The organism is Pseudomonas artemisiae, assembly GCF_057128685.1.
The window spans coordinates 136,649-148,648 of sequence record NZ_JBSKHS010000011.1; the positions used below are offsets into that span (position 1 = coordinate 136,649).

The following is a 12,000-nucleotide window of genomic DNA, read 5'->3' on the forward strand; positions in this document are numbered from 1 at the left end:
CTGCCCCTTAAACAGGATGAGTGAGGCCGCTCAACTCTCCACACAGGTCAACTTCCAGCAAGCGCGCTACCTCATCGGCCTTAAGGCCCAGGCCCAGCAAGCCATGCAGCTTGCCCAATGCCGCTTCACGGGTCATGCCGCCACCGGCCACTACGCCAGCATCACGCAAGCGGCTGCCGGCTTCGTAAACACCCAGCTCTACACCGCCTTGCTGGCATTGGGTAACTGCCACTATCACCACGCTTTGGTCCCGTGCCTCGCGCAAGGCCTGGAGAAAGGCCGGATCATCACTGGGGCCGGTTCCGCTGCCATAGCACTCCAGCACTATGGCCTGTACGCCATCGGCCACCAAGGCGCTTAACCACTGAGGATCGAAGCCCGGTACCAAGGGCAGGGCTGCCACGCGGGCCAATGCCTTGGGCTGCTGGTAATGCAATTGCGCGGGCAATGGGGCTACGCTGCCTTCAGCCTGGTCACGCTGGAGGGGCGCGAAGGCGTTGCGGCCACTGCTACGCACCTTGGCGCAACGGGTTGGCAGCATCGACTGGCCGTGAAAATGCAGCCACACGCCCGAGGCCATGCCCTCGCTGAGCGCGCTCATGGCGCCTTCAAGGTTTTCCCAGGCGTCGCTTTCGGGGGCGCCTACTGGCAGCATCGAACCGGTAAATACCACCGGCGCTGGCAGGCCAATGAGCTGGAAGCTTAAGGCCGCGCCGCTATAGGCCAGCGTATCGGTGCCGTGAAGGACCAGCACGGCATCGCTGCCGTCTATGTCCACGGCCCGGGTAATGGCCTGGCGTAGCTGCTGCCAATACGCCGGTGACATGTTGGCACTGTCGATCAGCGGTTGCATGTCCTCGAAGGACCACGTGGCAGTGGCTAGCCCAGAGGTGTGGAGCCGCTCCCGCATGCGTGCCTCGAAGCCGCCTGCGGGAACCAGCCCATTAGCCGTGGCCTGCATGCCGATGGTGCCTCCGGTGTACAGGACGCGAATATGGCGGGCAGGCTGGGCGTGGGTCATGGTCGGGTCCTGTCGGAGGAAGTGGGCTCGGGGTTAACGGGCCAAGCCTTGGGGTCTAGGTCCAGGTCGGCATAGGCACGGGGGTCGAACACGGGGGTTTTCACACCTGCGGCGCGTTGCGCATCGTAGTCGCGCAGCAGGCGCAGGCCAACCTTGAATAACAGGAACAGCGCGGTCAGGTTCACCAAGGCCAGCAGGGTCATGGTGAGGTCAGCGAAGGCGAATACCGTTTCCAGGTTTTCCACCGCGCCCCACACCACCAGGGCCAACACCACCACCCGATAGACCATGATCATTTTCTTGCCGCCCCCGAGGAAGCGCAGGTTGTTTTCGCCCAGGTAGTAGTTGTAAAGCATGGAGGTGAACACGAACAACGCCAGCGCCACACTGATGAACACCTTGCCCCAAGGGCCGACCACGGCGGCGAGGGAGTCCTGCGCCAAAACGATGCCATTGCCGTCGAAGCTGGTGCCGTACACACCGGAGAGCAAAATCAGCAATGCGGTGCAGGTGCAAATCACGAAGGTGTCTAGGAATACGCTGAACGCCTGCACCACGCCTTGGGCCACCGGGTGATGCACCTCGGCTACCGCCGCTACGTTAGGCGCGCTGCCCAAGCCGGCTTCGTTGGCGAAGACGCCACGCTTTACACCCAATACGATGGCGCTGCCCACCAGGCCGCCGAATACTGGGTCGATGCCTAGCGCGCTTTTGACGATAGTCGCCAGCATGAAGGGCACCTGGTCGAACTGCACTGCGATCACGTAAACGGTCACGGCAATGTACGCCAGTGTTTTTACGGGTACCAGCAGGTCAGCTACCTTGGCGATACGCTTGATGCCACCGATGAATACCAAGGCCATCAGCACGGCCATCGCTGCCCCCGAGTACATCACATCGAAGCCAAAGGCATCGTTGAGCGAGGTGGTTACCGCGTGGGCCTGCAGGCCGCTGAAGGCGAAGCCGAAGGTCAGCAGCAGCAGCGCTGCCATGACCATGCCCAGCCAACGCTTGCCCAGCCCGTGCTGTATATAGAAAGAAGGGCCACCGTGGTATTGGCCGTTTTCATCGCAGCGTTTGTACAGCTGCGCCAGCGAGCACTCAAAGAAGCTGCTGGCCATTCCCACGAGTGCAGTGACCCACATCCAGAACACCGCGCCAGGGCCGCCAAGGGTGACGGCCACGCCTACGCCCGCGATATTGCCCGCGCCGACCCGGCCGGCCAGGCTGAGCATCAGCGCCTGGAAGGAGCTCACCTGGTTAGAGGTGTTGCGCAGACTGTCGGCGAACACACTGAACATATGAGGGAAGTGACGCAGCTGAACGAAACGCGAACGTAGCGTGAAATAGCTACCCAGGCCGACGATCAGCACGATCAGCACTTTGCCGGACAGAAAGTCGTTAAGGACTCCGAGCATGTTGTTTCCTCGTGTTGGTGCCACCGGGCAGCCTAGGCCACGCGGCAAAAAAAGGGCGAACTATACCCGCGAAAGCGGCAATCGTCTGCACAGCTTTGGTGCAATAGGGTAGTGGAATGCTCCGAGATCAACCGAACGGTGGTGTTTTTGTAGCAGCCGAGCTTGCTCGCGACTGTGTCGCGCCCCGGTCGCGCCCAAGGCCCGCTGCTACGCGGCGCCTATCACCTGTAGGCGCGAGCGCAATCTCGCGTGTGTGTTATTGGCAAAAAAAGAGCCCCAATCTGGGGCTCGTAAAAGGTGAGAGGTGTCTAGTCCCTCAGCCTGGTGAGGGGTTAGGCTGTGTACGTAAAATGGCTGCGCTTGCCTATGCTGCGTCAAAAACCGGCTCGGAATGCTCATTTACACCCAGTAAACCCGGATGCGGGCCCAGTCCGCTTCCTCGCCGGTTTTTTCCTTGCCTAGCCTTCGCTCGCCGACTTTTCGTACAAAGCCTAGGCCTTTAGCGGTACCAGCCGGGGCGCGATCATGTTTTCGGGGCGCAGGATGTCTGCCAGCATGGCCTCGTCCAGCAACGCTTCCTCGCGTACCAACTCCAGCACGCCACGGCCGGTTTGCAAGGCGGCGCGGGCAATGCGGGTAGCATTTTCATAGCCGATATAGGGGTTCAGGGCCGTAACCAGGCCGATGGAATGCTCTACCAGTTCGCGGCAGCGCTGTTCGTTGGCGGTGATACCCACCACACAGTGCTCACGCAGCATGTCCATGGCCCGCTGCAAGGTGCGGATGGAATCGAAGATCTTGTAGGCGATCAGCGGCTCCATCACGTTCAGCTGCAATTGCCCGCCCTCGGCGGCGATGGTTAGCGCCAGGTCATTGCCCATGATCTCGAACGCCACCATGTTTACAGCTTCAGGGATCACTGGGTTGACCTTGCCGGGCATGATGGAACTGCCCGGCTGCCGCGCGGGCAGGTTGATTTCATTGATGCCGGTGCGGGGGCCGCTAGAGAGCAGGCGCAGGTCGTTGCAGATCTTCGACAGCTTGACCGCGGTGCGCTTGAGCATGCCGGAGAACAGCACGAAGGCGCCCATGTCCGATGTGGCTTCGATCAGGTCGGCGGCCGGCACCAGAGGTTGGCCGCTGATGGTAGCCAGGCGCGCCACGGCCAAGTGCTGGTAGCGAGGATCGGCGTTGATGCCCGTGCCGATGGCGGTGCCGCCCAGGTTTACTTCAGTCAGCAACTCAGGGGCCAGGGTACGCAAGCGCGCTAGGTCTTCGCCCAGCGTGTTGGCGAATGCATGGAATTCCTGTCCCAGCGTCATGGGTACGGCGTCCTGCAACTGGGTACGGCCCATTTTCAGCACATGGGCGAATTCCTGCCCCTTGCTGGAAAAGGCCTGGATCAAGCTGTCCAGGCTGGCCAACAGGGCGTCATGGCCCAGCAGCAGCCCTAGGCGTATCGCGGTAGGGTAGGCGTCGTTGGTGGACTGCGCCATGTTCACATCGTTGTTGGGGTGCAGGTACTGGTATTCGCCTTTCTGCTTGCCCATCGCCTCAAGGCCGATGTTGGCGATCACTTCGTTGGCATTCATGTTGGTGGACGTACCTGCCCCGCCCTGAATCATGTCCACCACGAACTGATCATGGAAGTCCCCGCGCACGATCCGCGCGCAGGCCTCGCTGATCGCCGCATGCTTGCTGTCGCTCAGGTGGCCCAATTCGCGGTTGGCATCGGCGGCGGCCTGTTTGACCATGGCCAGCGCCACTACCAGTTTGGGGTAGTGGGCAAGGGGCACGCCAGACAGCCGGAAGTTGTTCACGGCCCGTAGGGTCTGGATGCCGTAGTAAGCGTCGGCGGGGACTTCCAGGGTGCCAAGAAGGTCTTTTTCGATCCGTGAAGATGCAGCGCAGGACATGATAGCGATCAGCTCTGAGTGAACCCGGCAAACGCCGGAATGCTGCTAATACTGCGCTTTGGTAACATACCTGGGCCAATGCTGTTGCTCGCTGGCCCATGCACAAACGGCATAACGGTGGGTGTGACGAATGGTCGCTACCGAGCGTATGCCAGCCACAGGAAAGCCTCTGACATGAACCTTGAAACCAAATGGCTGGAAGACCTCAGTGCCTTGGCCGCGACCCGCAGTTTTTCCCAGGCCGCCGAACGCAGGTTCGTGACGCAGCCTGCGTTCAGCCGACGTATTCGTAGCTTGGAGGCAGCACTTGGGCTGACCCTGGTCAATCGCAGCAAAACCCCAGTGGAGCTAACCGAGGCAGGGCAGTTGTTTCTGATCACCGCGCGCAACGTAGTGGACCAGGTAGGCGAAGTATTGCGCCACTTGCACCATCTCGAGGGTGGGCCGGGTGAAGTGATTCAAGTAGCCGCCGCGCATTCCTTGGCGCTAGGGTTTTTCCCTGGCTGGATCGCGCGCCTGCGCAACGAAGGCCTGCCCATGGCTACGCGCCTGGTGGCGACTAACGTGGGGGATGCAATCCACGCGCTACGGGAAGGGGGGTGCGACATCATGCTGGCCTTTTACGACCCGGAAGCCACGCTGCAAATGGACCCGGATATTTTCCCCTCCCTGCACCTAGGGGCCACCGAGATGCTACCGGTCAGTTCGGTAGCCAGCGACGGCAGTGCCCTCTACAACCTCGACGAAGCGGCCAGCGTGCCTCTGCTGGGCTACAGCGCGGGTGCATTTCTGGGGCGTTCGGTCAACGCCTTGCTACGTCAGCGTGGGCTGCGTTACACCACGGTGTACGAAACGGCCATGGCCGATAGCCTCAAAGCCATGGCGCTACAAGGGTTGGGGGTGGCGTGGGTGCCACGGTTGAGCGTAACCGCCGAGCTCGACCGTGGCGAGTTGGTAGTGTGCGGGGCGGCCCATTGGCATGTACCCCTGGAAATCCGCCTGTACCGCTGTTCACTGGTGCGCAAGGCCAGCGTGCGGCTACTTTGGCGAAAGCTGGAGGCCTCCGCTTAGCGGCGCTTGGGGCTCATGGGGCTTCTGAAAGGTAGGCCGCGATGGCCTCGCGGTTCTGGTCGCTGTACCGATAGCAATTGGAACGCAGGTTGTGTCGAGAGGGGTAGGCGTAGGTTTCGCAAAACCAAGGGTTAAGCAGCACCTTGGCGTTTTCATGAGTGGCGCCAAACAGATGGCCCAGCTCATGGCCAGCGGCGGAGTAGGTTTTGAGGGAGGCCCAGGCTGCGGTATTTCGCAAAAGGGCCTCACCCACGGTTTCTTCCTGAGCAGGGTCTGGAAGGTAAGTACCACGGACCAACAATAAGGTTTTGTCCCGCCTGTGGTTCCACTCGCCTGTGCCTTGTTGTTGCCAAAACACGGTAGAGTAGCTGCTCAAGCCGCGTAGCAAAGATTTCCGGTCTTCACTGCGGTAATCCAGGTCGGAAACCCCTGGAACGTTCTGCCTGACCTGTACCTCCACGCGCCTACCAAATTGGTTTTGCATTTCCTCTATCCACGGCTGCAGGTAGTCGGGCACCACCTGTTCGCGAAGCGGCGTAGGTATGTCGTCATGTAGCACCACGTTCAGGCGAATGGGCAAGGCCGCAAGCGCTGGCCTGCTGAAAGAGGTTGCCCCAGCCACGCCGCACACAGTGATAGCCAGTGTTCGTATAAGGCTCGTTTTCATAGTTTCCATCCTTGGTCGGGGGCGTTGACGCCCACTAGCATCGAACCAGAACCGCTTATTGACCGTGAGACCAAAGGCGCGAACATGTCTGAAGGAAAATGCGCTTTCAGGCCGGCGAAACGGCCATATCGAGCACAGCGGTAGCCCGTCACAAATAAGCCCAATCGGTAAGTGTTCGGTTATACTGCGCGGCCTCCGGCCGTGGGTGATCGGCCTGCGATCCTATAGTCAAGCCACGCTGCGATGCGTGGCTTGTTTGTTTTCTGCCGCGCCATGGGCGCCCGAAATAAAGAGGCTCGACGATGAGTGCACTGGTTGGCGTGATCATGGGCTCGAAGTCCGATTGGTCCACCCTTAGCCACACCGCCGATATGCTGGACAAGCTCGGTATCCCCTACGAAGTAAAGGTGGTGTCCGCGCACCGCACTCCAGACCTGCTGTTCCAGTACGCAGATGAAGCCGAAGGCCGCGGGCTTGAGGTGATCATCGCGGGCGCGGGCGGGGCGGCGCACCTGCCGGGCATGTGCGCGGCCAAAACCCACTTGCCCGTACTGGGCGTGCCGGTTCAGTCCTCGATGCTCTCGGGCGTGGATTCGCTGCTGTCCATCGTACAGATGCCCGCTGGCGTACCTGTGGCCACGCTCGCCATTGGCAAGGCCGGGGCGATCAACGCTGCCTTGCTGGCCGCCAGCATTCTGGGTGGCAAGTATCCCCAGTTCCATGACGCGCTGGTGCGTTTCCGCACCGAGCAAACGTCGACCGTGCTGGATAACTCAGACCCTCGCGAGGCATAAGCGCAATGAAGATCGGTGTTATCGGTGGCGGCCAGTTGGGCCGTATGCTGGCCCTGGCCGGCACGCCTTTGGGCATGCGCTTTTCGTTTCTTGACCCAGCGCCCGACGCCTGTGCTGCCGTGCTAGGCAAGCATGTGCAGGCCGAGTACCACGACGAGGCGCACTTGCGCCAGTTGGCCGAATCCGTAGACGTAGTGACCTTCGAGTTCGAAAGCATCCCCGCGGAAACCGTAACTTTCCTGTCGAGTTTCGTGCCGGTGTACCCCAGCGCCGAAGCGCTGCGCATTGCCCGTGACCGCTGGTTCGAGAAAAGCCTTTTCAAGGAATTGGGCATTCCCACCCCGGCGTTCGCAGACATCCAATCCCAGGCAGACCTGGACGCCGCCGTGGCGAGCATCGGCCTGCCAGCAGTGCTGAAAACCCGCACCCTTGGCTACGACGGCAAAGGGCAGAAAGTCCTGCGCCGCCTCGAAGACGTTGCCGGTACCTTCGTCGAACTGGGCAGCGTACCCTGCCTGCTGGAAGGCTTCGTGCCTTTTACCGGTGAGGTTTCCCTGGTAGCGGTACGCGCCCGCGATGGGCAAACCCGGTTCTATCCGCTCTCTCACAACACTCATGAAGCCGGCATCCTTAAGCTGTCGGTAGCCAGCAGCGATCACCCGCTGCAAGGCCTCGCCGAAGATTACCTAGGCAGGGTATTAAACAAGCTCGATTACGTCGGCGTGCTTGCCTTCGAGTTCTTCGAGGTAGACGGCGGCTTGAAGGCGAACGAGATCGCCCCGCGGGTTCATAACTCCGGGCACTGGACCATCGAAGGCGCCGAGTGCAGCCAATTCGAGAACCACCTGCGTGCCATCGCCGGGCTGCCGTTGGGCGCCACCGCCAAGGTAGGTGAAAGCGCCATGCTCAACTTTATTGGCGAGGTTCCACCCGTGGAGCAGGCCGTGGTCATCGAAGGGTGCCACTTGCACCACTACGGCAAGGCGTTCAAGCCCGGCCGCAAAGTGGGCCACGCCACCGTGCGCGCCGCCGACCGTTCCACTCTGCAACTAGGCATTACCCAGGTGCAAGCGCTCATCGAACGTTGAGCGAAGCGGAACCTACGCCGCAAGCGGCCCTCTCATTGCAAGACGCCGATGACCACGCCATCGGCCCTGCAATCGAGAGGGATACTTCATGGGCATCATCGGAACAATCATCATTGGCTTGATCGTCGGCTTGCTGGCGCGTTTCCTGAAACCAGGTGACGACAGCATGGGCTGGATCATGACCATCCTGCTAGGCATCGGCGGCTCCCTGGCCGCTACCTACGGTGGCCAGGCACTGGGCATTTACCGAGCAGGCGAGGGCGCTGGCTTCCTTGGCGCATTGGTAGGCGCGATCGTATTGCTGGTGATCTACGGCATGATCAAGAAGGACTGACCTTCGCCGAACGGGGGCAGACAGCGCAACGCCACACCCCAGGGCGTGGATATAATGCTTGCATCGCCTACAATGGCGCCCCCGTTCATGGAGCTGCTTTAATGCGCGCCTTGTTACTTGCGTGTTTACTGTCCCTCAGCGCCCTGGCCTGGGCAGAGCCACCAGAAACCGACTGGTTGGCCCTGATGCCCGCATCCGACCAGAAAGCCCTGGAGGCTATGCCGGAAATCGACCACAACACCCCAGAGTCCGCGGGCGCCTTCACGTCCAAAGGTGGGTTGAAGAACCCCAAAGGCTTGCCGGCGGTGATGTACTCCACCAAAACCGTGGCTGCGATGGATGGCAAGACGATCCGTATCGGCGGCTACCCGGTACCGTTGGAAACCGACGCCAAAGGCCGTAGTACGCTGTTCTTCCTGGTGCCTTACCCTGGTGCCTGCATCCATGTTCCGCCACCGCCTCCCAATCAGCTGATCCTCGTTCGCTACCCCAAGGGTTTAAAGCTGGACGACCTCTACACGCCCCTGTGGGCCATGGGGACCTTGAAAGTCGAACACGTGAGCAACGACTTGGCCAACGCGGCTTATGCCATGGAGGCCAATAAAGTGCGCGTGGTGGAAGACAAAGACCTGTAAGCAGCATGCGCCCCGGTAAATCATCCCAGGGCGCGGTGCAAGCATCCTTACAATGCCTCGCTGGAAATGGTCACGGCCAAGGTATGAGACTCCCCGGGGCCCAGTGCCTTGGCATCACCCAACACGTTGGCGGTTTCGATGCAGAACATACCTTGCCAACCGCCATTGTCCATGTCTGGCAATGCTGCCGCGCGCTCGATCCAGGGGTTCCAGATCACCGTGCTGGCCGAGCCCTGGGCATCAATCAAAATGCGGCGCTTCCATTGAGTGTCGGCAATGCTTAGGCGCGGAGGCGTTTGCAGGTAGATTCGGTCGGTTTCGCCGGTAACTTCCAACTGCCCCTCCTGGCTACGCTGTTCCCAGTCCTCCAGGGTTTCGATGTATTCCAGGCCCGCTACTTCTTCCACGGCCACCTGGCGTACGTCACTGACCGCGAAGTAAGTGTGCAAGGCCTGGCTCAGGTGCAGTGTTTCGACGCCCAGATTAAGGGTGGTCAGTGCCAGGCTAAGGGTATCGGCCAGTACGATTTTCAGTTCCAGGCGCGCGGCGTGCGGCCAGCCTGGCAATTGACCGTCTGTTTCAGGCAGCGAGAAGGTCAGGGTGACCTGGTCACCCTCGACTTCAGGCTTGGCCAGGGTCCAGGTGCGTGCGCGCACCAGCCCGTGGGAAGGGGCAGGGTCGTCACTCTCGCGCATCTGTTGGATGGGCTCTGGATTGCGCGCCAGGTTGCCGAACCATGGCCAGCACACAGGTACGCCCGCACGAATCGGTTTGCCTTGCTTGAAGTCCGCCTGCCCGTTTAGCCAAATCAGCGGTTGCTCGCCGGTGCGCTTATAACTCAACACTTGGGCGCCTTGTTCGGCAACCAGCAGCTCGGCAGTGGCGGTTTCGATCTGCCAAATGTCTAGCTCGCCTTGCTTGAGCATTTTGATCGTGGGGGTCGACATATCGCTTCCTTGATATCAAAAGGGGGAGTGTGACGTGGACCACGAGCGCTTACGCAAGTTTTAGGGCGCTACCTTAACGACGTGGCGGCACGCTACGGGTGCGGCCGCTGCCATCGATGGCCACGAACACGAAAGCCGCTTCGGTCACCTTGCGCCATTCGCTGGAGAGCGGGTCGTCGCTCCAGACTTCTACCATCATCTGGATAGAGCTGCGGCCAATCTCCAGGGTTTGGGTATAGAACGAAAGCTGCGCCCCAACCGGTACCGGCACGAGGAAGGCCATGCGCTCAATGGCCACGGTAGCCACTCGGCCACCGGCGACCTTGCTGGCCATGGCAGTACCGGCAAGGTCCATCTGGGACACCAGCCACCCGCCAAAAATATCGCCGAACCCATTGGTTTCCCGAGGTAGGGCGGTAATTTGCAAGGCCAGGTCGCCTTGGGGGATAGGATCTTCTTGTTCGAGTTCAATCATGCCGGGGGCCTCGGACCCATGACTTCAAAAGATGATGCACTGAAGTAGCGAGCATCGGCGGTAAACGCCTTTGAGCCCAGTATATAGACCCATCCGCTCGTGCATAACCGTTCAATCACAGATATATCTTATTCAGCAAGCAATTTGCTATCTTCCAATGCTGCCTGCCTTTTCCTGGCTGGCGAAGCCTGCTGCCGACCGCGATCAATAAGAGAGTCCCCACATGAGCCTCGCGCCCTCTAGCGCCGCGCCTTCTACGCGCCCCTTGAACCGTAATGATTACAAGACCTTATCGCTGTCGGCGCTGGGTGGCGCGCTGGAGTTTTATGACTTCGTGATATTCGTGTTTTTCGCCGTGGTGGTGGGTAAGTTGTTCTTTCCTGCCGACATGCCGGAGTGGTTGAAACAAGTGCAGTCCTTCGGCATCTTCGCCGCGGGCTACCTGGCGCGCCCTTTGGGGGGCATTGTCATGGCGCACTTCGGTGACCTGTTGGGCCGCAAGAAGATGTTCACGCTGAGTATCTTCATGATGGCAGTCCCTACCCTGTGCATGGGTTTATTACCAACCTACGCTCAGATCGGCATTGCGGCCCCTGTATTGCTGCTGGTGCTGCGGGTAATCCAGGGCGCGGCCATTGGCGGTGAAGTTCCAGGCGCCTGGGTGTTCGTGTCCGAACATGTGCCTGCGCGTAACATCGGCTATGCCTGTGGCACCCTGACCTGCGGTCTTACCGCCGGGATACTGCTTGGTTCGCTGGTAGCCACGGCCATCAACAGCCTGTTCGCCCCTGAGGAAGTAGTGGCCTACGCCTGGCGCATACCCTTTATCTTGGGTGGCGTGTTTGGGCTGCTGTCGGTGTATCTGCGCCGTTGGCTGCATGAAACGCCTATTTTCGCCGAGTTGCAGCAACGCAAGGCCTTGGCCGCTGAACTGCCGCTACAGCGTGTACTGCGTGATCATCGGGGCGCGGTAGTGTTGTCCATGCTCCTGACCTGGCTGCTGTCGGCGGGCATCGTGGTGGTGATCTTGATGACGCCCACCTTGCTGCAGACCCTGTATGGCTTCCCGGCCAAGGTAGCACTGCAGGCCAATAGCCTGGCAATCGTGTTCCTTAGCCTCGGTTGTATCCTCGCGGGCGTGTTGGCGGACCGTTTCGGCGCGGGCAAGGTATTCATGCTGGGCAGCCTGGCCTTGGGCGTTACCTCCTGGACGCTTTACCACAGCCTGCAGGCGCACCCGGACTGGTTGTTCCCGCTATACGCGGTCACTGGGCTATGCGTGGGCGTGATTGGCGCCGTGCCTTATGTGATGGTCAAAGCCTTTCCGGCGGTGGTACGGTTTACCGGCCTGTCGTTCTCTTACAACCTGGCTTACGCCATTTTCGGCGGGCTTACCCCCTTGGCCGTGACCCTGCTGGTGAAAAACAACCCTATGGGCGCGGCGTGGTACGTGGCCGGGCTGTGCGTACTGGGCTTTTGCGTGGGGTTATACCTGCAGTCACAACGTCGCTAAGGCGCACCAGGGATAGGCGGGCCGTCATTAATCTGTAACATGATTTTAATAAAGTGTGCCGCCCCGCCTATGAGGGCGGGTTTCCAATGAGCGCGTTCTGCCGTCGGGAGCATTCCATGAG

Annotated in this window: 12 protein-coding genes; 6 read left to right on the forward strand and 6 right to left on the reverse strand. The window is 60.5% G+C overall.

What is annotated here, in order from left to right; translation table 11 throughout:
* Window positions 1–7: 7 nt before the first annotated feature.
* The 3 genes from ACWKV4_RS14380 to ACWKV4_RS14390 all read right to left on the reverse strand — a co-directional run bounded on the left by ACWKV4_RS14380 (window position 8) and on the right by ACWKV4_RS14390 (window position 4,355).
* Window positions 8–1,021 (reverse strand): asparaginase, encoded by a 1,014-nt coding sequence (locus ACWKV4_RS14380; protein ID WP_483832759.1) that lies wholly within the window; start codon window positions 1,019–1,021, stop codon window positions 8–10.
* On the reverse strand, window positions 1,018–2,439 hold the full coding sequence (locus ACWKV4_RS14385; protein ID WP_483832760.1) for an alanine/glycine:cation symporter family protein: 1,422 nt from the start codon (window positions 2,437–2,439) through the stop codon (window positions 1,018–1,020). The genes ACWKV4_RS14380 and ACWKV4_RS14385 overlap by 4 nt, the downstream gene beginning before the upstream one ends.
* Window positions 2,440–2,930: 491 nt before the next feature.
* Window positions 2,931–4,355, reverse strand: coding sequence for an aspartate ammonia-lyase (locus ACWKV4_RS14390; protein WP_483832761.1), 1,425 nt, complete (start codon window positions 4,353–4,355; stop codon window positions 2,931–2,933).
* Window positions 4,356–4,529: 174 nt separating this feature from the next.
* Between ACWKV4_RS14390 and ACWKV4_RS14395 the strand changes: the two genes are divergently transcribed.
* Complete coding sequence (locus ACWKV4_RS14395; protein ID WP_483832762.1) at window positions 4,530–5,426, forward strand: LysR substrate-binding domain-containing protein; 897 nt, start codon at window positions 4,530–4,532, stop codon at window positions 5,424–5,426.
* A gap of 13 nt (window positions 5,427–5,439) precedes the next feature.
* On the opposite strand, the gene ACWKV4_RS14400 is transcribed toward ACWKV4_RS14395, so the two are convergent.
* Complete coding sequence (locus ACWKV4_RS14400; protein WP_483832763.1) at window positions 5,440–6,093, reverse strand: hypothetical protein; 654 nt, start codon at window positions 6,091–6,093, stop codon at window positions 5,440–5,442.
* 302 nt (window positions 6,094–6,395) lie between these two features.
* On the opposite strand from ACWKV4_RS14400, the gene purE reads away from it, so the two are divergent.
* The 4 genes from purE (at window position 6,396) to ACWKV4_RS14420 (ending at window position 8,944) form a co-directional block, all read left to right on the forward strand.
* Window positions 6,396–6,887 carry a 5-(carboxyamino)imidazole ribonucleotide mutase gene (gene purE, locus ACWKV4_RS14405; protein ID WP_483832764.1) on the forward strand — a complete coding sequence of 164 codons (492 nt, stop codon included), beginning with the start codon at window positions 6,396–6,398 and terminating at the stop codon, window positions 6,885–6,887.
* A gap of 5 nt (window positions 6,888–6,892) precedes the next feature.
* Window positions 6,893–7,975, forward strand: coding sequence for a 5-(carboxyamino)imidazole ribonucleotide synthase (locus tag ACWKV4_RS14410; protein ID WP_483832765.1), 1,083 nt, complete (start codon window positions 6,893–6,895; stop codon window positions 7,973–7,975).
* 88 nt (window positions 7,976–8,063) lie between these two features.
* Entirely contained in the window at window positions 8,064–8,309 is a 246-nt protein-coding gene (locus ACWKV4_RS14415; RefSeq protein WP_483832766.1) for a GlsB/YeaQ/YmgE family stress response membrane protein, read from the forward strand.
* 101 nt (window positions 8,310–8,410) lie between these two features.
* Window positions 8,411–8,944, forward strand: coding sequence for a DUF3299 domain-containing protein (locus ACWKV4_RS14420; RefSeq protein WP_483832767.1), 534 nt, complete (start codon window positions 8,411–8,413; stop codon window positions 8,942–8,944).
* Window positions 8,945–8,991: 47 nt separating this feature from the next.
* On the opposite strand, the gene ACWKV4_RS14425 is transcribed toward ACWKV4_RS14420, so the two are convergent.
* Complete coding sequence (locus tag ACWKV4_RS14425; protein ID WP_483832768.1) at window positions 8,992–9,891, reverse strand: D-hexose-6-phosphate mutarotase; 900 nt, start codon at window positions 9,889–9,891, stop codon at window positions 8,992–8,994.
* Between the two features lie 73 nt (window positions 9,892–9,964).
* Entirely contained in the window at window positions 9,965–10,366 is a 402-nt protein-coding gene (locus ACWKV4_RS14430; protein ID WP_483832769.1) for an acyl-CoA thioesterase, read from the reverse strand.
* A 223-nt stretch (window positions 10,367–10,589) separates the two neighbouring features.
* Between ACWKV4_RS14430 and ACWKV4_RS14435 the strand changes: the two genes are divergently transcribed.
* On the forward strand, window positions 10,590–11,879 hold the full coding sequence (locus tag ACWKV4_RS14435) for an MFS transporter (RefSeq protein WP_483832770.1): 1,290 nt from the start codon (window positions 10,590–10,592) through the stop codon (window positions 11,877–11,879).
* The last annotated feature ends 121 nt before the right edge of the window (window positions 11,880–12,000 follow it).